The sequence below is a fragment of the Microbacterium sp. KU4F genome (assembly GCF_056868075.1).
Map to the genome: position 1 here is coordinate 2,459,499 of NZ_CP200324.1, position 18,879 is coordinate 2,478,377.

An 18,879-nucleotide genomic window follows, 5' to 3' on the forward strand; every position below is an offset into this window, starting at 1 on the left:
CCGGTGCGTGCGGATCGGATGCGGTCTCAGCGGCTCTCGCGCAGCCACGCGGCCGCCTCGAGGGCCCAGTAGGTGAGGATGGCGTCGGCGCCGGCGCGGCGGATGCCGAGAAGGGACTCGGTGATCGCGCCGCGACGGTCGATCCAGCCGTGCGCGGCAGCGGCCTCGATCATCGCGTACTCGCCCGACACCTGATACGCCCACACCGGGACCTCGACGGATGCGCGCACGTCGGCGAGCACGTCGAGGTAGGGCAAGGCGGGCTTGACCATGACGATGTCGGCGCCTTCGGCGACGTCCATGACGGCCTCGCGCACGCCCTCGCGGCCGTTGCCGGGGTCGAGCTGGTAGGTGCGGCGGTCGCCCTTCAACTGCGAGTCGACGGCCTCGCGGAACGGGCCGTAGAAGGCCCCCGCGTACTTCGCCGCGTAGGCGAGGAGGATGGTGTCGGTGAAGCCTTCGGCGTCGAGCGCGCCGCGGACATGGGCGACCTGGCCGTCCATCATGCCCGAGAGTCCCAGCAGGTGGCTGCCGGCCGAGGCCTGCGCGATGGCCATGGCTGCGTAGCGTTCGAGGGTCGCGTCGTTGTCGACGGCGCCATCCGGGGTCAGTACGCCGCAGTGGCCGTGATCGGTGAACTCGTCGAGGCACAGATCGCTCTGCACGACGATCTCGTCGCCCACCTCCGCGACGACCGCGGCGGTGGCGACGTTCAGGATGCCGTCGGGGTCGTCCGCCCCGGAGCCCACCGCGTCGCGGACGGTCGGCACGCCGAACAGCATCACTCCGCCGACTCCGGCCGCCGCCGCATCCGCCGCGTGGCGACGAAGCGAGTCGAGCGAGTGCTGCACGACACCCGGCATGGAGCCGATCGGCTGGGGTTCGCTCAGGCCTTCGCGCACGAACATCGGCAGCACGAGCTGCGAGGGCACCAGATGCGTCTCGCGGACCAGGCGCCGGACGGCGGGGGACTGGCGGAGCCGGCGCAGGCGATGGGTGGGAAAGCTCACGGCTGGAACTCGTCGGCCGCGTGCGGAAGCGCGAAGTGCGACACGGCCTCGATGAGCGCGTCGACGGTCTGCCGGTCAGCCACGACCGAGACGCCGAGCCCCGCGCGCCGCGCATCGTTCGCGGTCTGCGGGCCGATCGCCGCGATGACGGTCGACTCGGGGATGTCGGGGAACTGCAGCTGCACCTGTTCGGCGACCGACCCGCTCGTGACGAGGATCGCGTTGATGCGGCCCGACGCCACGTCGTGGGCGATGCGCTCGGTGACCGGCACGCCGACCGTGCGGTAGGCGACGACGCTGCGCACGTCATGCCCGGCCTCGGTGAGCTTGCGAGTCAGCACGGGCTTGGCGATCTCGCTGCGCAGCGTCAGGATGCGGCGCGGCTCGGGCTCGAGCGCGATCATCTGCTCTGCCATGCCGGCGGCGGAGTTGTCGCGGTCGGGAACGAGATCGACGCGGTAGCCGGCCGCCTGCAGCGCCGCGGCAGTGGTCTCGCCGACGGCGGCGACCTTGGTGGAGGGGGGAATGACCGCGCGGTACGCGAAGAGCACATCCACCGTGGTGGCGCTGGTCATGGTGACCCAGTCGAAGCGGCCGGCGGCGAGGTCGGCGAGAGCGGCTTCGAGCGTCTGCTCGTCATTGGTCGGAGCGAAGTTGATGAGGGGAGCGACGACGGGCACGGCGCCCTGCGAGCGCAACGTCGCTGCCACCCCGTCGCCCCAGGGGCCGCCGCGAGGCACGAGCACGCGCCAGCCCGTCAGGGGCTTGGCGACTTCGTGCCGTCGGGGCTCTTCGTGCATGGCTTCGGCTTTCATGGTGAGACCTCGGCTGCTCCACGCTCGAGCAGCTCGCGTGCGACGTCACGCCCCGTTTCGCGTGCACCTGCGATCGGGTCGTCATCGCCGGCAGCTCTTGCACCATCGCTGCTGCCTGTCGGCCCAGCATACCCGTCCCTCACGCACAGGTTTCTCTCAGCTTCGATCGCGCGACTTCCGTCCGCCGCGTAGACCGCGGCGCGCACCTGCAGCTGATCGCCTTCGAGCACAGCGTGCGCGCCGACCGGCGCCGAGCAGCCCGCATCCAGCCCTGCGAGCACCGCTCGCTCGAGGGTCACCGCGATGCGGGTCGCGGCGTCGTCGAGTCGTCCGATCGCCGCGAGCAGGTCGTCCGGTGCGTCCTGGCGCGCTTCGACGGCGAGTGATCCCTGTCCCGGAGCGGTGGGCCACTGCGCGAGCTGGAGCGGCTCGGTGAACAGGCCATCGGCGGCGCCGCCGAGGCGCGCGAGTCCCGCCGCCGCGAGGATGACGGCATCCAGCTTCTCCGTCGCGCACGCGCGACAGCCGCGAGTCCACGTTGCCGCGCAGGTCATGCGCCACGAGTCCGGGGTTGCGCCGGCGCAACTGGGCGATGCGGCGGGGCGAGCCGGTACCGATGACACTGCCCGCGGCCAGCTCGGCGATCGGGGTGCCGTCGCGTGTGATCACGACGTCGCGGGCGTCTTCACGCCGAGGGGTGGCGGCGATCACGAGGCCCGGAGCGTCGGCGGTGGGCAGGTCCTTGAGCGAGTGCACGAGGAGGTCGCACTCGTCGGCCAGCAGGGCCTCACGCAGGCGCGTCGCGAACACGCCGCGCCCGCCCAGCTGAGACAGCGAGGCGCGCGAGACGTCGCCCTCGGAGGTGATGGGAACGAGCACGACCTCTCGTCCGGACACCGTCGCGAGCAGATCGGCGATCTGCTGCGACTGCGCGGTGGCAAGGGCGCTGCGCCGAGTACCCAGGCGCAGCGGTGCGCTCACGCCTGGCTCCGGCGATGGCAGTCGCGGGTCACGACAGAACCTCGGCGATGGCCGAGGTGGGAATCAGACGGCCGGTGAAGAAGGGGACCTCCTCGCGCACGTGGCGACGCGCCTCGGTGTAGCGCAGCGCCCGCATCATGTCGACCAGATCACTCAGCTCATCCGCCTCCATGGGCAGCAGCCACTCGTAGTCGCCGAGAGCGAACGAGGCCACGGTGTTCGCGACCACGTTCGTGTACGCGGCGCCCTTTCGGCCGTGGTCGGCCAGCATGGCACGACGCTCCTCCTCCGGCAGCAGATACCACTCGTAGCTGCGCACGAAGGGGTAGACCGTGAGCCACTCGCGGGCGTGCTCGCCGCGGAGGAAGCCGGGCACGTGCGAGCGGTTGAACTCCGCGTCGCGGTGCACGCCCATCGCGTTCCACACCGGAAGCAGGTCCTGCAGCAGGTCGGTGCGACGCAGGCGCCGCAGATCGCGCTGCAGGTCTTCGGCCACGGGGCCGTGCATCCAGACCATCAGATCGGCGTCGGCGCGCAGTCCGCTGACGTCGTAGAACCCGCGGACGGTGACGCCACCCGCCTCGATCAGCTCGACGAGAGCCGCGAGCTCCGTGTCATCCGTCGCAGTGACCGGCTTGGCGGGGTCGCGGCGGAAAACCGCCCAGAGGGTGAACTGCGTGGACGTCGACTCGGGTGCGGAGCTCATGACCTCCAGTCTCACCCCGTCGTCGTCAGACGCCAAACGGCGACCGCCGGTGCTATCCGCGATGCGTCGACGCGGGCGACGCCATCAGCGCACGTAGGCGCGGATGGCGCCCCACACGACGACGCCCGCGGCCGCCGCGGCGCCGAGGACGGCCAGCGTCGCCGCCGCCGGCTCCTCGCGAGCGAAGCGGCGGAACTGGGCGATGCGGCGCTCGGCCGCCGTCCCCACGCGGCGCGGGACGTTGGCCTTCTCCTCGATCGCGGCCAACGTCGCCTTGAGCTCTGCACGCGCCTTCTCGACGGGGTCGGTGATGCCCAGGGGGACACCGGTGCGGGGAACGGGAACCGGGGCGGTCATTCGCCTGCCTCCTTCACGACGCGCACGTCTTCGGCGATGTGGGATGCGGGGTTGTCCTTGCCGATCCTGCGGAAGCGCAGATAACCGAGCAGCGCCAGGACGACGGCGATGAGCAGCATCGCGCCGAACAGCACGAGGGCGGCGACCCAGGGCTGCCACCAGGACGAGAGCCCGATGATGATGAACGCGCCGAGCGCCGGGATCGACCAGAACAGGATGAACAGAGCGCCCAGCATGAGGCCGCCGCCGATACCGGCGTTCTTGGCCGCCTTGCCGAGCCACTTCTTCGCGGAGTCGATCTCCGCTGTCACGAGGTTGCGGACGAGCTCGGGGACCTCGCCGACCAGGGTCAGCAGGCTCTTCTCCGACTTGTCACGGAAGCCGCGGGGGGTGGTCATGTCACTTCCCGCCCGAGGAGGAGCCGCCCGTGCTGCGCTTGGCGGCGGGGCGCTTCGCGGTCGTGGAGGGCGTGGACTTCTTCGCGGCCGATGCCGTGGTCTCGGCGGCGTCCGCGACATCCTCCGCCGCGTCGGCGCCGGCGTCGAGTGCCGCATCCAGACGCTGACCGGGGGTGCCGTCGGTCGTGACGGCCTTGGTGATCTTCACCGCGCCGCTGAACAGGGCGGTCGGCACCGCGAGCAGCGCGGACTTTCCCGCCTCCTGCAGCTTGCCGACCTGCTTCTGCACGGGCGCCAGGTTCCACACCTTCTGCGCCTGCGTCTTGATCTGTTCGTAGCGCTCACGGCCTGCGCGCGTTCCGAGCACGTAGCCCGCTGCCAGTCCGATGACGAGTCCAGCTTTGCCCCTCATGGGGTCTCCTCACGTTCGGGGTGGATCAAGCGAGTGTGCGCCCAGCGTAGCGCTGTATGCCGTTCGGGTTATCCGGTTGACATGCGCGCTCACTCCTGAGAACGCGGCGACCCCCACAGTGCCGAACGGCGCAGTCGTTCGGTCTCTTCGCGAGCATCGGGGACGACCTGGGCGAGCCCCGTTCCCGACAGCCATGCGCCGACCGCGCCGAGGCCTGGAACGGCACGGATGGCACCGCGTGCTGCGGCGGTGTGCTCCGTGCGTCCGATGACGGATGCGGGCTGCGACTGCACCCAGCGGGCGCGATGCGAGCCCCGCACCGAGGCCGGGTCGAGGCGGACGCCGAGCAGGGCAGATGCTTCGTCGAGCGCGAGCGCCGCGGCGGCATCGTCGCCGAGCGGGGCGGTGGCCGGGTCTTCGCCCTGAGCGCCGAACGAGACGCGGACGACGTGCACACCGGGGCCGGCCGCATCCGCGATCCACTCCCATTTCGCGCTCGCGTGGGTGAGTGCCTTCGCACGGTGCGAGCCCGGCACCGTGAGCACGCCGGTTCCGCGCGGCGGGGCGTCCAGGCGCGGCTCGTGCACGACGAGGGTGACGATCTCGACCACCGGCGGCGCGCTGGTCATCGGCTCCAGCGTCGGCACGACCGGCACGAGCAGGCGGCGCGCCTCATCTTCGGTGGTCGCGACGACCACGAGGTCGGCCTCGATCTGCTCCTCAGCGACGGTGAGCGTCCACCGGTCGCCACGCTCGAGCGCGGTCACGGCGGCATCCGTGCGCAGTTCGACCCCCAGCTCCTCGAGGCGGGCGACGAGCGACCGCACGAGGCGGGTCATGCCGCCGCGGAGCCCGGCAACGGCGCTTCCCGGGGTGCCGCTGCTGCGCCCGCGCAGCTCGCCCACGGCGCCGCTGAGCGAACCCGCGCGCGTGAGCGCGGCGTTCAGGCCGGGAGCCGCGAGGTCCACGTCGATGTCGTCGGGGCGCGCCGAGTAGACGCCGCTCGTGACGGGGGCGACGAGCCGGTCGAGCACGGCCTCGCCCATGCGACTGCGCACGAGGTGACCCAGGCTGCGGTCGTGCCCGATCGTCAGCGGCGGGCGCAGGCGATCCAGGTAGGCGCGCCAGGCGCCCGGCCATCCGATGACGCGCCGCACGTTCGGATCGAACGGATTCTCCGGGATGCCGAGCACCCCGCCGCGCGGCAGGGGCGCGGCCCGTCCGCCGGGAAGGCCCGCGACCCAGGCGCCGCCGGCAGCAGGGGTCACCACCTCGTCGCCGATGCCGAGCTCGTCGATCAGGGCTCGCACGGTCCCGCCGCGCGTCGCGTAGCTCTCCGCTCCCACATCCACGGAGAGCCCTGCGACCTCTGCGCCGCGCAGCACCCCGCCGGCCTGCGCGGATGCTTCGAGCACCGTGACGCGGAAGCCCAGCTTGGCGAAGTCGAGGGCTGCCACGAGACCGGCCACGCCGCCGCCGACCACGACGACGCGTGTGGCCTCCGCCCGCGCGGCGAGATCGTCGAGATCTGCCCTGCTCACGCCTGCTCCTCGTGCGCCAGCTCGACGATGCGCGTCAGCACGTCGGGGTCGGTCTCGGGCGGGACGCCGTGCCCGAGGTTGAGGATGTGGGCGCGCGCGGCACGTCCGCGCGCGATGACGTCGCGGACGTGCTCCTCGACCACCTGCCACGGTGCCTGCAGGAGCGCCGGGTCGATGTTGCCCTGCACGGTGACGCCCTGTCCCAGGATCGCGGCGGCCTCGTCGAGCGGTGTGCGCCAGTCGACACCGACCGCATCGGTCGTGCCGTCGAGGCGCATGTCCGTCAGCAGGTGTCCGGTGCCGACGCCGAAGTGGATGCGCGGCGCGTCCGTACCGGCCAGCGCTGCCCGCGAGTGGGGCGCGACGTACGTGCGGTAGTCGGCGACCGACAGCGAGCCCGCCCACGAGTCGAACAGCTGCACGGCGGAGGCTCCCGCATCCGTCTGCGCGGCGAGGAAGGTGCGCGAGACCTCTGCGAGCCAACCGGCCAGCGCGTGCCACGACTCCGGGTCGGCGTGCATCAGCGCCCGGGCGCGCAGGTGCTCCTTCGACGGGCCGCCCTCCACGAGGTACGCGGCGAGGGTGAAGGGCGCACCCGCGAACCCGATGAGCGGGGTGTCGCCGAGCTCGTCCACGACGATGCGCACCGCCTCACGCACCGGTTCGGCCGCGGCGGCGACCGCCTGCGGATCGATGTCCACGATGCGGGCGACATCGGATGCGGTGCGCGCCGGGTCGGGGAACACCGGGCCGCGTCCGGGCTCGATCTCCACGGCGATGCCGGCGAGGCGCAGCGGCACCACGATGTCGCTGAAGAAGATGCCCGCGTCCACGCCGTGACGGCGCACGGGCTGCAAGGTGATCTCGGCCGCGAGGTCGGGTGTCAGGCAGGCGTCGAGCATGCGCGTTCCCACACGCAGGTCGCGATACTCCGGCAACGACCGCCCCGCCTGACGCATGAACCAGACCGGGAGTCGGTCGGTGCGCTCGCCCTTCAGGGCGCGGATGAGGGGGAGGAAGCAGGTCCGGTGGAGCTCACCCCGACATCCTCCCATCCGGTGGGTGAGCGCCACATGTCGAGCAACTGCACGTTCGTGCGCAACCTCCCGCGGCCGGTGATTTCGACGCGGCGTACAATCGATGCGTGCTGTTGTGTGTCAGCGCGAGTCACAAGACCGCGTCCTTCGAGCTCCTCGAGCGACTCAGCATCCACACCACCCGTGTCGCCCCTTTGATCGCCGAGCACGACGAGTGCGTGCAGGGTGCTGTCGTCGTGGCGACCTGCAACCGCTTCGAGGCGTACGTCGACATGGACGAGCCCGTCACCGCGGCCGAGGCCGTGGGGCTCGAGGCGGCACTGTCGGCGATCGAAGCCGCCACGGGCGTCTCGGCCGACGAGTTCTCCGGCTCCTACGAGGTCATCTCCGGCCCCCGCGTCGCGCAGCACCTGTTCGCCGTCGCGTCCGGTCTCGAATCGGTCGTCGTCGGCGAGGGCGAGATCGCGGGTCAGGTGCGCCGGGCGCTCACCGAGGCGCGCGGCGACGGCACGACCTCTCCCGAACTCGAGCGCCTGTTCCAGCGTGCATCCGAGACGCAGCGCGGCGTGAAGAACGGCACCGCGCTCGGCCGTGCCGGCCGCTCGCTCGTGCGTCTTTCTCTGGATCTCGCGGCGGCGCGGTTCGCCGACTGGGCGACGCTGCGCGTCCTGCTCGTGGGCACCGGCTCCTACGCGGCCGCGACCCTCGCGGCCCTCCGCGAGCGCGGCGTCACTGACATCACCGTGCACTCGCCGTCGGGTCGAGGCGAGCGCTTCGCCCGCAAGCACGGCCTCGCCGTCGCGGACGCCGCGGGCTTCGCCACGGCCGCCAAGCTGTCGGATCTCATCATCACGTGCACGAGCGTCGAGCACCCCGTGCTCAACGCCGCGGCCTTCGGCGACGAGCCGTCCCCTGCACGGACGGCTCCCGGGCATGACCGGCACCGCCGCCTCGTGATCGATCTCGGCCTGCCGCGCAACGTCGACCCCGATGTCGCGACCGTCAGCGGCACCGACCTGCTCGACCTGGAGACCATCCGTCTGCACGCGCCGCTCGAAGAGCTGCAGGCGACGGATGCGGCGCGCGCCCTCGTGGCCGACGCCGCTCAGCGTTTCGCGGTCGTCGGCGAACGTCGCACGGTCGCGCCGGCCGTCGTCGCGCTGCGCACGCACATGTTCGAACTGCTCGAAGCGGAGATCGCCCGCGGGCGCCGCCGCGGCGACGACGAGCGCACCGAGCAGGCGCTGCGCCACCTGGTGGGTCGTCTGCTGCACACCCCCACGACCCGCGCGCATGCCCTCGCCGAGCAGGGCCGTGCCGACGAGGTCTTCGCCGCGCTCGAGGTGCTCTACGGACTCGCGCCGGAGGATGCCGCATCCGAGGACGACGGCGACGCCGCATCCGAGCTCGCCGGCTGACCCGCCCGCGCGTCGCCGGGCCGCCCGCAGCGCCTGCCCGACTCGCGCCGCGCGTCGTCGCCCCGCCGGCCGTTTCCCCGTCTGAGATCGACGCTCCGCCCGACGCCTCGTCGTCCCGCCGGGCTAGCTCGCGCCGCCGGCCTGCCTGATCCGGCCGGCGCCTTGTCGCCCCGCCGGGCTAGCTCGCGCCGCCCGCCCGCCTGCCCGCCTGCCCGATCAGCTCGCCTGTCAGAGATCGACGTTCCGCCGTCGGTCTCTGACAGGCGAGCGCGCCGGGCTTGTGCTCCCCTGTCAGAGACCGACGCGTTGGCGTCGATCTCTGACAGGGGAACCGGACACGGGTGCACGCCCCCGGCCCCCGGCCGCCCCACAGCCTCCGCCCATCCCTGCCGCCGCGGTCCGGGGACTGGCACCATGGAGGCATGAGCGCCGAACCACCCGCCGCTTCTCATTGGGCGCCTGACGTCCTGGAGGCCATGAAGGGTCGGACGAACTTCCGGGTGAGCGCACCGGTCACGCTGATCGCGGGGTGCCTCTGGGACTTCGGCGAGGACGAGCTCGCCGAACGTGCCCTGGCGATGAGCGCCGACGATCACGCCGCCATCCTTCGGATCGCCGCGGTCTACGAGAACCCCCGATACCCGCTTCCCGTGGTGGGGCGGAACATCACGCACGGACACGTGGATGCCTTGGCGGCGATCGCTTACTTCGAGGGAGCGCTACGGCCCCTCGCGCAGAACCGGCGCCGGCCGCAGAAGAACCGCCCGGATCGGTTTCGCACGCCTGTACCTGCCCCGCATCACGAAGGAGACGCATGAGCGCCGACCTGCACCTCACCGCCGACGACAACGCCGACGCACTGCTGACGCGCGACCCGTTCGCCCTGCTGATCGGGATGCTGCTGGACCAGCAGGTCGCGATGGAGACCGCGTTCGCCGGGCCTCTCAAGATCCTCGACCGGGTCGGCACGCTGGAGCCGGCGGCGCTCGCGGCATACGACCCCGAGGATTTCGCCGCGGCGTTCGGCCAGACCCCCGCTGTGCACCGCTTCCCCGGATCGATGGCAAAGCGGGTGCAGAAGCTCAGCGCCGAGATCGCCGACCGGTGGCACGGGGATGCGGCGGCGATCTGGAGCGACGGCGACCCCGACGGCCGCGAGGTGCTGAAGCGGCTCAAGGCCCTGCCGGGCTTCGGTGAACAGAAGGCGAAGATCTTCCTCGCGCTGTTGGGCAAGCAGCGCGGGTTCACCGGCGCCGGATGGCGCGAGGCATCCGCTCCGTACGGCGAGGAAGGCTCGTTCCGCTCGGTCGCCGACATCACGAGTCCCGAGTCCCTCGCGAAGGTCCGCGAGACGAAGCGGGCCGCGAAAGCCGCCGCGAGGAGCTGAGCCCTCAGGGAAGCCATAGGCACCCCCCGGATACAGTGCAGGTATGCCGAATGGGGGAGATGCCGCGTCTGCGAGGCCCGCGCGCCGCGGGGCGGCGCGCACCGGAGCGACCGCAGCCACGCTGCTGATCGCGGCTCTCGCGTTGGCCGGATGCGGCGCGCAGCCGCGCCCGGCGCCCAGCGCGACCGCGCTTCCCTCGGGCATCACGGCGACCCTCCTGCCCGCGACGCCTGCCCAGAGTGCCGACGAGGTCCGACTGTGGGTCGAGAACACGACCGACGAGAACCTCGCGCTCACCCGCATCCGCATCGACGCTCCGGGATTCGCCGGCATCGGTCGCAAGGTGGGCTCGGGAAGCATCGAGGTCGAAGCGGGGCAGAGCGCGGAGATCGTGGTGTCGCTGCCGCAGATCCGTTGCGAGGCGGACGCGAGCACGCCCGCCGGAGCGGATGCGGCGCCGCTGCCCACCCCCTCGCCGTCGGCGAGCGGCGCGAGCGAGAACCCCACAGCGACGATCGGTTTCGCCCTCGGCGCCGCTATCGGTGTCGCGGTGACGCCGCTGGCCGATCCCGAGGGTGTCGTGGCGGCTCGGATCGCCGCCGCGTGCGCGGCGGCGCCCGCAGGCTGACCCCCGCACAACGCGCGGCGGACTGCGGGACTGGCGCGGATAGAATCGGATGATCCCGCGCCGCATCTCCGATGCGCCCGCGCGCCCTTCGCACAGCGACCATTGGAGCCACCGTGGCCGAGCAGTCCCGTCTCGACAAAGTCATCGCCCTCGCCCGCCATCGCGGGTTCGTCTTCCAGGCGGGGGAGATCTACGGCGGATCGCGTTCCGCCTGGGACTACGGCCCCCTCGGCACGGAGCTCAAGGAGAACATCCGCCGCGAGTGGTGGCAGACCTTCGTCCGCGGCCGCGGCGACATGGTGGGTCTCGACTCGTCGATCATCCTGCCCAAGCGCGTGTGGGAGGCATCCGGCCACGTCGCGACCTTCACCGACCCGCTGGTGGAGTGCCTGCACTGTCACAAGCGATTCCGCGCCGACAACCTCATCGAGGACTTCGAGGCGCGCAAGGGTCGCCCCGCAGAGAACGGCCTGGCCGACATCCCGTGCCCGAACTGCGGCACCAAGGGGCAGTACACGGAGCCGAAGGCCTTCTCGGGTCTCGTGAAGACGTACCTCGGCGTCGTCGACGACGAGTCGGGGCTGTACTTCCTGCGTCCCGAGACCGCGCAGGGCATCTTCATCAACTTCTCGAACGTGCTGACCGCGAGCCGCAAGAAGCCGCCGTTCGGCGTGGGCCAGGTGGGCAAGGCGTTCCGCAACGAGATCACGCCCGGAAACTTCATCTTCCGCACGCGCGAGTTCGAGCAGATGGAGATCGAGTACTTCACGCCGCCCGCCGAGGCGAACGAGTGGTTCGAGCACTGGGTCGAGGCCTGCTGGAACTGGTTCATCGATCTCGGCATCGACGCCGACAACATGCGCCGCCTCGATGTTCCTGAGGAGGATCGCGCGCACTACTCCGCCGGCACGATCGACGTCGAGTACCGCTTCGGGTTCCAGGGCAAGGAGTGGGGCGAGCTCATGGGTGTCGCCAACCGCACCGACTACGACCTGTCGAGCCATGCCGAGGCGTCGGGCACGAAGCTCGCCTACTTCGACCAGGCCTCGAACACCACGTACACGCCGTACGTCATCGAGCCCTCGTTCGGCCTCACGCGCGCGATGATGGCCTTCCTCGTCGACGCGTACCGCGAAGAAGAGGTGCCCAACGCGAAGGGCGGCGTCGACACCCGCACGGTCCTCAAGCTCGACCCGCGTCTCGCACCCGTCAAGGTCGCGGTGCTGCCGTTGAGCCGCAACGAGAATCTCTCGCCGCTCGCACGGCGTGTGGCGGATGAGCTGCGCGGACGCTGGAACGTCGATTTCGACGATGCCGGCGCCATCGGACGCCGCTACCGTCGCCAGGACGAGATCGGTACGCCGTTCTGTGTCACCGTCGACTTCGACTCGCTCGAAGACGACGCCGTCACGGTGCGCGATCGCGACACCATGACGCAGGAGCGCGTGCCGCTCGACACGCTGCACGGCTATCTGGCGGAGCGCCTGCGCGGCGCTTGAGGCCGGCCGGCATCGGAGCGGGCGCATGGGAACGGACGGGGGGCGCCACTTCCCGACCGACGGCGGCGTCTTCATCAAGCCGACCTGGATCGTGCGAACGACGGCGCCTGCATCGGTAGCGCTGGATGCGTTCACTACGGCGCTGGTGGATGCGAAGTACCGCATGGTCGACTCCGCGCTGTCGATGCGCCGGTTGAAGGCCGGCTCGGCGCTGCGGTTCATCGCCTTGAATGTGGTCGGTGTCGAACTCATCCCCGGGATGAGGTCTTGGGGCTTCGAGGCGCGCGCGACGATGACGGCTGAGCCGGATGCCGGTCGCACCCGCATCCTGATCATGCTCGATCGCCTCACGCACGGAAGCACGATCGCGGTGCCCTATACGGCCGATGCCCTCGACCGCGGGGCGGCGGCGCTGGTCGAGGGAGGGCATGAACTCGTGGTCGCTCCGCTGACGGAAGGCAAGGGGCTGCGTCCCGCGGATGCGGGCCGGTAGCGTTGGGCGAGGGCCCTCGAGCGCGCGGCCCGAGGGGAGACGAAGAATCCGTGGATGACAGCTCGGTCCCGCTGACCGTCGTGATCGTCGCCGCCGTGCTCGGCGGCATCTTCGCCGCCGGCTGGCACGTCTGGTACGCCATCGGGCTCTCTCGGGTTCTTCAGGAGCGAGAGACCGAGCCCTGGCGGGCGTGGGTGCCGATCATGAACGAGGCGGAGCTCTTCCGGCTCGGCAACGTCGACCCCGTGAAGGCCGCGCTGCTGCTCGTCCCCTTCGTGAACGTCTACGCCCTGATCCTCAAGATCATGGCCGTGCACCGCATCAACAGCGAGGCGGGGCGCGGCGCGGGAACGACCGTGCTGGGCGTGCTGCTGCCGCCGGTGTGGGCCGCGGTGCTCTCCGGTGGGCGCGCTCCTGCCGCACCCCAGCAGCCCGCGGTCGCGCCCGGGCGTCCCGCGCCCGTGTTCGCCGTCGCCCCGCCGGCGCAGCGCCCGCCCGCCATCCCGGATGCGGTCGTCGCGCCGCCCGTGCCCCCGGTCGCTCTCGCCCCGATGGCGCCCGGCGCGGCTCCCGCTGCCGCGACGCCGGCCCCTGCGCCGAGTGGATACGGCCCCATGCGCCGCGGCGCGCCCGCGGCTCCGGCTCCGGCGGTGCCGCCCATGGGTGCGCCGTCGTTCCCCGCGCCGGCTGTCGCCTCCGCACCGGCCCCCGTCGTTCCGCCCGCGGCACCCGTCGCCGCGCCGCCGACTCCGGTCGCCCAGCCGCAGAGCGCGCAGTCGCCCGCGCCCGGCCAGCCTGCACCGGTCCTGCGCTCCGGCGCGGTGGAGCCGGAACCCGCACCTCTGACGCGTCGCGCGCGACGCAGCGCCGACGAGACGTCCGCACCGACAGGATGGTCGCTCGCGCTCCCCTCGGGCGAGATCGTCGCCGTCGCCTCGGCAGCGCTCGTGCTCGGGCGCAATCCTCGCGCTGCGGAGAGCGGCGTGCAGTACGTCGCGGTCACCGACGATGCGCGTACGGTCTCGAAGGAGCACGCGCGCCTGGTCTGGGACGGCAGCGGGTGGACCATCACCGACCTCGGTTCCACGAACGGTGTCAGCCTGCTGGACCCCTCCGGTGCCGAGCAGGCCGTCGCGGCGGGCGGATCCGCGCCGGTGACCGACCGCTTCGTGCTCGGAGACGCCGTGGTGCAGATTCGCCGCGCGAGCTGAGGACCTCAGTCGCGCGGTGCGTCGTCGCGGTAGAGCCCTCCGCCGCGCCGGACGGGCTGCGCGGCCGTCGCCGCCTGCCGGCGGCGGGAGACGAAGACGCCGAGCGCGCCTGCACCGCCGATCGCGATGAGCGCTCCGACTGCAGCCGTGGTCCCGAAGAAGATGGCCTCCTCGTCGGGCGCGGGCTGGTGGACGACCGTGACCGGATCCGCAGCGGGCTGCTCCGGTGCGGCGGCCTCGCTGCCGGCGAACGGGCTCGCAGGCCCGCGAAGCCCCGGTCCCGGCTGCATCACGATGGCGTCGTACGGCTGCACGACGCCCCAGCCCGATCGGTCGTCGCGGGTGTCGGGGTCGCTGCGCACGGCGGTCGCCGTGAGGCGATAGGCCCACTCGGCGGGGGTCTCGTCCGGATGTGCGGCGGCGACGAGCGCCGCCGCCGCCGAGACGTATCCCGCGGAGTAGCTGGTGGCCGGGGCGCTGTCCGCGTACACGCAGTCGCCGCCGAACTGCGACGTCGTGATGATGCTCTGCCCGGGAGCGGCGATGGCCACGTGTGAGCCGTGGATGCTGTCGTCCGTCACGACCCCCTGCAGATCCGTGGCGGCGACACCCAGCACGCCGGGGTAGTTCGCCGGGTAGCGCGGGACATCGGCCTCGGTCTGCACGAGGGAGAGGACGTTGTTGCGATTGCCCGAGCTGCCGATCACGAGGCTGCCGCGCGAGGTCGCGTAGGCGACCGCATCCGCCACCTCGGGCACGTCGTCGGTCGTGCTCATCGAGACGTTGATGATCTGCGCTCCGGCGTCGGCCGCCCAGCGGATGCCGGCGGCCAGCTTGCCGATCTGTGGTCCGAAGCCCGCCTCGGCCGTCTGCTTGTCGTCGCTGGCGAAGACCCGCACCGAGAGGATCTTCGCCTCCGGGGCGAGACCTTCGACACCCGAGGCGTCGAGCTTGCGCGCGGCGATCTGCCCGGCGATGGCCGTGCCGTGACCGTACACGTCGGTCGAGCCGTCGGGTGCCTGACCGTCGCCGACGAGATTCACTCCGCCCGCGAATGCATCGACCAGATGCGGGTTGATTGCCAGAACGCCGGAGTCGACGACCGCGACCGTCACACCCGCGCCCCGCGTGATGCCCCATGCCAGCTCGCTTTGCAGCATCGACAGGGCCGGAGGTGCGGCACCGATGCGCGTCGCGGCATTGCAGCCCTGCTGCGACTGCGCGGATGCGGCGGGGACATCCACGGGAACGGCGCCCAGCAGCACGCCCGCCAGGGTCGCCGCGGAGAGCGCCGCGGCGACCCGTCGCAACGGCCGCCGGGTGATCCCGGGTGCGGGGCGCATGCGATCAGCCTCCCGCCGTGGGCGTGGGGAGCGGCCGGGAGCCGTCGGTGGACATGCCGGCGGCGGCCTCGGTCAGGGCGGGGCCGGTGCGCAGCAGGTCGATCCACACGTCCGCGGCCGTGCCGATGTCGTCGGGAGTGAACCCGAGCCGTGCGATGGTCTCCTCGGTGGCGCCGGGCAGGGCGTAGGAGGTGCCCGTCGCGTCGACGAGTGTCACCAGTGCGGTGTTCTGATCGCCGCGACCGCCCGACCGCACCAGAGCGCCGGCGCCTGCGGTCACGCGCACCTGGGCGGTGACGCTGTCCGAACGTGGCTGAGTGGCCAGCACGGTGCGGGTCTCGGCGTTGTCGCCGACGAGTGCGGCGCAGGGGCGCTCGTCGGTGTCGATGGCCGTGAAGCTCTGCGTGGGCCAGTCCGCTCCGCCGGCACGCTTGTCGGCCGAGGGAAGGCTGCCCGTCTCGGCTTGCGTGACCTCGCGCACCTGCGACGTCTGGCCGCCGAGCTGGTAGAGCTGCCAGGCGAGCGGTGTGAGCTCGGCGAGGGTGCCGTCCGACTGTACGAGGGAGCGCCGGTCCTCGGGCTCGCCCGTGGCGTGCACGACGTCACCGACCCGCAGCGATGTCCCTTGCACGGCGGTGCCCGCGTTCGATACGCGCAGGGGGGCGAGGTCCGCGCCCGGCGTGAACAGGTTCAGCCAGTCGACCGGAACCTTCACCGGGTTGAGCGTGCCGATGCCGGCGGCGCGCAGCACCGCGTCGCCGTCGTTCTTGGAGACCGCGAAGCGCAGCCCATCGGCGATCACGTAGCGCGAACCGGCGGCGTCGACGACGACGGCCCGCCCGCTCGCCTCCTGGGGGGCAGTGCCACCGATGCGCACGTCCAGTGCGGCGTCGTCGGTCACGCAGGCGCCCCAGCCGCTGTTGGTCAGGCCGGCGGGAGTGGGGATCTCGTCGGGTGCGCCGACGATGCCGAGCGTGGGACCGAGGCGGACTCCCTCGAGATTCTGCTGATCGGTGTCGATCACCTGGAAGTCGCTGGAGGGCAGGATGAGACGGGCGCTCGCGGTGTTGATGACCGGGTAGAGCACGCCGTCCTGGGTGATGAAGCGCGACCCGGTGTCCTTGACGATGATGAGCTTGCCGTTGTCCCAGCCGTTCGGCAGTCCCGGTCGGATGAGTCCGTAGAACACCCCGACCAGGACGACGCCGACCGTGAGCGCGATGGCGGCGATGACCGCGCGCAGGGGGGCGGTGGGCTCGAGCTCCTTGCCGCCCGGCGCGCCGCTGACGAAGGCCGTGAGCAGGCGACGGCGCGAGAAGGTCTGCGCCTCGATGAGGTCGTTCTTGGTCGCCATCGATCAGGCCAGACCCGCCGCGATGACGCCCAACGGCAGCAGGAGCGCGAGCAGCACGAGCTCGACGGTGTCGGACACCCGCGCGAGACGCGTGCGCGCCTTGGGGGAGAGCAGGGTGACGGTGACCACGATCGCTGCGGCGACGCCGAGCGCGATGAGCAGCGCCGTGCGCAGCTCGGGTTGGGTGAGCGAGATCGTCAGGCCGGATGCGGCGAGTCCTGCCGTGCCGACGGCCATGATGGCGAGCACGCCCGAGCGGGCATAGGTCTGGCGGGAGGGGAACATCATGCCGAGGAAGGCGAGCGTGCACAGGATCGCGCCGACGACGCCGTCGGAGGCGACGAGCGGTGTGGCGGCGAGCACGGCGACACCGAGCGCGACGCGCAGGGCCACGAGGGTGCGCTGACCGCGCGCCGTGCGCGCCCGTACGTCGGCGGCGTCGATCGGCTGCGGGTCGGCGAACATGTCCGCGTCGCTCTGCGGGGAGATGACGCGCAGACGCGTCGAGCTGAGGACGAGCCACGGCAGGGTACCGGAGAGCGTGCCGACGATGCCGATCATGAGTGCGTAGGGCGCGACCGTCCCCTCCGGGAGCAGCGCTGTGATCGCGGCCGCGATGCCGACCACTCCGCCCAGCGCCACGGGAACGAGCTGCACCTCGGCGCGGTCGGGCATGAGCGCGAGGGCGGCGCCTCCCACGACGAGCATCCCGAGGCCGGCGGCGGCCAGCGGCCAGCCCCACAGATCGAGCGACGTCGGCACGGCGAGGTATCCGGAGAGGGCGGCGAACACCGAAGCGGCGATGCCCAGCCCCTGGCCCGCCTCGAGCTGCCCGAGCCGGGCGACGACGGCGGCGACGGTCGCGAGGATGACGGCTCCGCCGCCGGCGATGAGCGCACCGAGCCCCAGCGAGGGGCCGGCCGCCAGAAGGAGAAGCGCGCAGAGTCCGAGGAGGGTGAGGCTGACCGCCAGAGCCGTCCGGGCGTTGTCTCGTGCCGTCCACGGCCGGTTCTGCTGGCCGGTGGCATCGATGACCGCCTCGACGATGTCGTCGTAGACCCGCGGCTGGGCGATGAGCCCGCCACGAGCCAGCGTGAGCACGTCTCCGTCGGACACGCTCTGTGACGCCGCGCCCTGCGCCGCATCCAGCACCGTGCCGTCGGCCTTCTGCAGCGCGTAGCCCGCGTACGTCATGGTCGGATCGAGCACACCGAGGCTCCGGGCGAAACCGGGCATGAACTCGATGAGCGGCACATGCGCGGGCACGCCGATGTCCAGTCGGCGCCCCTCGCTCTGTACGGAGATCCGAAGTAGCGCGCGCGGCGCGCTGATCGTCTGGGCCACGGTGCGGGCTCCCCCTCCGGCTCGGGCGACAAGATGCGCTGTCCTCGCGCGCCGCCATTCTATGGTCCCGTGCGCGCGGGGCACGCTTGCTGGACGGCACAGCGCCGGTGGTTTATAACGTGAGAGAAGTCTCATGGCAATGCCCTGTGGAGAGCTTGCCCACCCCTCGAAAACCTCCCTAGCTTTAGATCGGTCGGTTTCCTACGCCCTTCACCTCGCGAAGAGCGGCCGGCTGGCGGGAACGCCGATGATGAGGGATGAGGGGGAAGTCGTGGCAGATGTGATCTCCGCTGAAGAGGGTGCTCTCAAGCGCGGCGCCCAGGCAGTCAACACGGCCAAGGCCGGTGTCGACCAGCAGGTCAAGAAGGTCCGTTCCGAGATCGAGCAGGTCTCCGGATTCTGGACGGGCGCCGCAGCCGGCGCTTACACGCAGCTCATGGCGCGGTGGAACCAGGAGACCACCAAGCTCAACGAGGTGCTGGTGACGCTCGAGGAGGCCCTGTCGGGCACCGAGCGCGACCAGGCCGCCTCGGAAGAATCGCACCAGCAGACGATCTCCGGTCTCAACTCGATGATGGGTGCCTGACGCTTCGGCGCAGGCTTTCGGAAAGGAAACTTCAATGCAGTCCATGTCCGTCCGTCCCGAGCAGGTCATCGCGCTCTCGCAGCAGATCCGCGGCGGCGCCAACGGGATCAAGTCGCAGCTCGAGACCCTCGAGTCCGAGGTCGGCAAGCTCCGCGCCTCCTGGAACGGTGAAGCGCAGAACGCCTACGACGACGCTCAGCGCAAGTGGAACCAGTCGCTGATCGCCCTCAACACGCTCCTCGAGCAGATCGCGGCGAAGACCGAAGAGATCTCGCAGGGCTACGTCTCGACCGACCGTTCGGCCGCCGGGCGCTTCGCGCTCTGACACACCTCGTGTTGCGGGTCGGCCGGTGAGAACC

At 71.7% G+C, this 18,879-nt stretch carries 20 protein-coding genes and 1 pseudogene; 9 read left to right on the forward strand and 12 right to left on the reverse strand.

All coding sequences use genetic code 11. The features are described from left to right. Positions 1 to 26 precede the first annotated feature (26 nt). The 9 genes and pseudogenes from hemB to hemE all read right to left on the reverse strand — a co-directional run bounded on the left by hemB (position 27) and on the right by hemE (position 7,275). The gene (gene hemB, locus AC1VNH_RS12540; protein ID WP_483111727.1) at positions 27 to 1,010 is read right to left on the reverse strand and encodes a porphobilinogen synthase; all 984 of its coding nucleotides are present in this window, start codon (positions 1,008 to 1,010) and stop codon (positions 27 to 29) included. Then, positions 1,007 to 1,825, reverse strand: coding sequence for a uroporphyrinogen-III synthase (locus AC1VNH_RS12545; RefSeq protein WP_483111728.1), 819 nt, complete (start codon positions 1,823 to 1,825; stop codon positions 1,007 to 1,009). The genes hemB and AC1VNH_RS12545 overlap by 4 nt, the downstream gene beginning before the upstream one ends. After that, positions 1,822 to 2,806, reverse strand: a pseudogene (gene hemC / locus AC1VNH_RS12550) (hydroxymethylbilane synthase). Before hemC ends, AC1VNH_RS12545 begins: the two are co-directional and overlap by 4 nt. A gap of 28 nt (positions 2,807 to 2,834) precedes the next feature. Then, positions 2,835 to 3,512 (reverse strand): hydrogen peroxide-dependent heme synthase, encoded by a 678-nt coding sequence (hemQ, locus tag AC1VNH_RS12555; protein ID WP_483111729.1) that lies wholly within the window; start codon positions 3,510 to 3,512, stop codon positions 2,835 to 2,837. 84 nt (positions 3,513 to 3,596) lie between these two features. Beyond that, on the reverse strand, positions 3,597 to 3,869 hold the full coding sequence (locus AC1VNH_RS12560; protein ID WP_243226566.1) for a DUF3618 domain-containing protein: 273 nt from the start codon (positions 3,867 to 3,869) through the stop codon (positions 3,597 to 3,599). Further along, entirely contained in the window at positions 3,866 to 4,267 is a 402-nt protein-coding gene (locus AC1VNH_RS12565) for a phage holin family protein (protein WP_243226567.1), read from the reverse strand. Before AC1VNH_RS12565 ends, AC1VNH_RS12560 begins: the two co-directional genes overlap by 4 nt. Before the next feature lies 1 nt (position 4,268). Continuing rightward, complete coding sequence (locus AC1VNH_RS12570) at positions 4,269 to 4,679, reverse strand: hypothetical protein (protein ID WP_483111730.1); 411 nt, start codon at positions 4,677 to 4,679, stop codon at positions 4,269 to 4,271. An 89-nt stretch (positions 4,680 to 4,768) separates the two neighbouring features. Continuing rightward, on the reverse strand, positions 4,769 to 6,220 hold the full coding sequence (hemG, locus tag AC1VNH_RS12575) for a protoporphyrinogen oxidase (protein ID WP_483111732.1): 1,452 nt from the start codon (positions 6,218 to 6,220) through the stop codon (positions 4,769 to 4,771). Continuing rightward, a complete protein-coding gene (gene hemE / locus AC1VNH_RS12580; RefSeq protein WP_483112726.1) occupies positions 6,217 to 7,275 on the reverse strand; it encodes a uroporphyrinogen decarboxylase in 1,059 nt (352 codons plus the stop codon). Before hemE ends, hemG begins: the two co-directional genes overlap by 4 nt. 89 nt (positions 7,276 to 7,364) lie before the next feature. Here hemE and AC1VNH_RS12585 point away from each other — a divergent pair, with 89 nt between their 5' ends. The 7 genes from AC1VNH_RS12585 to AC1VNH_RS12615 all read left to right on the forward strand — a co-directional run bounded on the left by AC1VNH_RS12585 (position 7,365) and on the right by AC1VNH_RS12615 (position 13,893). Continuing rightward, a complete protein-coding gene (locus AC1VNH_RS12585) occupies positions 7,365 to 8,675 on the forward strand; it encodes a glutamyl-tRNA reductase (protein WP_483111733.1) in 1,311 nt (436 codons plus the stop codon). A 422-nt stretch (positions 8,676 to 9,097) separates the two neighbouring features. Further along, on the forward strand, positions 9,098 to 9,493 hold the full coding sequence (locus tag AC1VNH_RS12590; protein WP_483111734.1) for a hypothetical protein: 396 nt from the start codon (positions 9,098 to 9,100) through the stop codon (positions 9,491 to 9,493). Next, on the forward strand, positions 9,490 to 10,062 hold the full coding sequence (locus AC1VNH_RS12595) for an HhH-GPD-type base excision DNA repair protein (RefSeq protein WP_483111736.1): 573 nt from the start codon (positions 9,490 to 9,492) through the stop codon (positions 10,060 to 10,062). The genes AC1VNH_RS12590 and AC1VNH_RS12595 overlap by 4 nt, the downstream gene beginning before the upstream one ends. Positions 10,063 to 10,105: 43 nt before the next feature. Beyond that, complete coding sequence (locus AC1VNH_RS12600; RefSeq protein WP_483111738.1) at positions 10,106 to 10,690, forward strand: hypothetical protein; 585 nt, start codon at positions 10,106 to 10,108, stop codon at positions 10,688 to 10,690. Positions 10,691 to 10,803: 113 nt separating this feature from the next. Then, a complete protein-coding gene (locus tag AC1VNH_RS12605) occupies positions 10,804 to 12,189 on the forward strand; it encodes a glycine--tRNA ligase (protein ID WP_483111739.1) in 1,386 nt (461 codons plus the stop codon). A 25-nt stretch (positions 12,190 to 12,214) separates the two neighbouring features. Continuing rightward, complete coding sequence (locus tag AC1VNH_RS12610; protein WP_483111740.1) at positions 12,215 to 12,682, forward strand: hypothetical protein; 468 nt, start codon at positions 12,215 to 12,217, stop codon at positions 12,680 to 12,682. Positions 12,683 to 12,732: 50 nt separating this feature from the next. Next, entirely contained in the window at positions 12,733 to 13,893 is a 1,161-nt protein-coding gene (locus tag AC1VNH_RS12615) for an FHA domain-containing protein (RefSeq protein WP_483111741.1), read from the forward strand. Between the two features lie 5 nt (positions 13,894 to 13,898). Here the strand turns inward: AC1VNH_RS12615 and AC1VNH_RS12620 are convergent, their stop codons facing one another. The 3 genes from AC1VNH_RS12620 to eccD are packed head-to-tail and all read right to left on the reverse strand — an operon-like array spanning position 13,899 to position 17,934. After that, positions 13,899 to 15,236: a S8 family serine peptidase gene (locus tag AC1VNH_RS12620; protein ID WP_483111743.1), complete on the reverse strand. Its 1,338-nt coding sequence runs from the start codon at positions 15,234 to 15,236 to the stop codon at positions 13,899 to 13,901. 4 nt (positions 15,237 to 15,240) lie between these two features. Next, positions 15,241 to 16,590, reverse strand: coding sequence for a type VII secretion protein EccB (gene eccB, locus AC1VNH_RS12625; RefSeq protein WP_483111744.1), 1,350 nt, complete (start codon positions 16,588 to 16,590; stop codon positions 15,241 to 15,243). 3 nt (positions 16,591 to 16,593) lie between these two features. Next, the gene (gene eccD / locus AC1VNH_RS12630; RefSeq protein WP_483111746.1) at positions 16,594 to 17,934 is read right to left on the reverse strand and encodes a type VII secretion integral membrane protein EccD; all 1,341 of its coding nucleotides are present in this window, start codon (positions 17,932 to 17,934) and stop codon (positions 16,594 to 16,596) included. 271 nt (positions 17,935 to 18,205) lie between these two features. On the opposite strand from eccD, the gene AC1VNH_RS12635 reads away from it, so the two are divergent. Further along, on the forward strand, positions 18,206 to 18,520 hold the full coding sequence (locus AC1VNH_RS12635; RefSeq protein WP_137418805.1) for a WXG100 family type VII secretion target: 315 nt from the start codon (positions 18,206 to 18,208) through the stop codon (positions 18,518 to 18,520). A 43-nt stretch (positions 18,521 to 18,563) separates the two neighbouring features. Beyond that, positions 18,564 to 18,845: a WXG100 family type VII secretion target gene (locus AC1VNH_RS12640; protein ID WP_137419266.1), complete on the forward strand. Its 282-nt coding sequence runs from the start codon at positions 18,564 to 18,566 to the stop codon at positions 18,843 to 18,845. Positions 18,846 to 18,879 lie beyond the last annotated feature (34 nt).

What these genes read in the sequence shown, in the direction of transcription:
- AC1VNH_RS12545 (WP_483111728.1), bottom strand. Translation starts at nt 1,825, where the DNA reads ATGAAAGCCGAAGCCATGCACGAAGAGCCCCGACGGCACGAAGTCGCC.
- hemQ (WP_483111729.1), bottom strand. Translation starts at nt 3,512, where the DNA reads ATGAGCTCCGCACCCGAGTCGACGTCCACGCAGTTCACCCTCTGGGCG.
- AC1VNH_RS12560 (WP_243226566.1), bottom strand. Translation starts at nt 3,869, where the DNA reads ATGACCGCCCCGGTTCCCGTTCCCCGCACCGGTGTCCCCCTGGGCATC.
- AC1VNH_RS12565 (WP_243226567.1), bottom strand. Translation starts at nt 4,267, where the DNA reads ATGACCACCCCCCGCGGCTTCCGTGACAAGTCGGAGAAGAGCCTGCTG.
- AC1VNH_RS12570 (WP_483111730.1), bottom strand. Translation starts at nt 4,679, where the DNA reads ATGAGGGGCAAAGCTGGACTCGTCATCGGACTGGCAGCGGGCTACGTG.
- hemE (WP_483112726.1), bottom strand. Translation starts at nt 7,275, where the DNA reads ATGGGAGGATGTCGGGGTGAGCTCCACCGGACCTGCTTCCTCCCCCTC.
- AC1VNH_RS12590 (WP_483111734.1), top strand. Translation starts at nt 9,098, where the DNA reads ATGAGCGCCGAACCACCCGCCGCTTCTCATTGGGCGCCTGACGTCCTG.
- AC1VNH_RS12595 (WP_483111736.1), top strand. Translation starts at nt 9,490, where the DNA reads ATGAGCGCCGACCTGCACCTCACCGCCGACGACAACGCCGACGCACTG.
- AC1VNH_RS12600 (WP_483111738.1), top strand. Translation starts at nt 10,106, where the DNA reads ATGCCGAATGGGGGAGATGCCGCGTCTGCGAGGCCCGCGCGCCGCGGG.
- AC1VNH_RS12610 (WP_483111740.1), top strand. Translation starts at nt 12,215, where the DNA reads ATGGGAACGGACGGGGGGCGCCACTTCCCGACCGACGGCGGCGTCTTC.
- AC1VNH_RS12620 (WP_483111743.1), bottom strand. Translation starts at nt 15,236, where the DNA reads ATGCGCCCCGCACCCGGGATCACCCGGCGGCCGTTGCGACGGGTCGCC.
- eccB (WP_483111744.1), bottom strand. Translation starts at nt 16,590, where the DNA reads ATGGCGACCAAGAACGACCTCATCGAGGCGCAGACCTTCTCGCGCCGT.
- AC1VNH_RS12640 (WP_137419266.1), top strand. Translation starts at nt 18,564, where the DNA reads ATGTCCGTCCGTCCCGAGCAGGTCATCGCGCTCTCGCAGCAGATCCGC.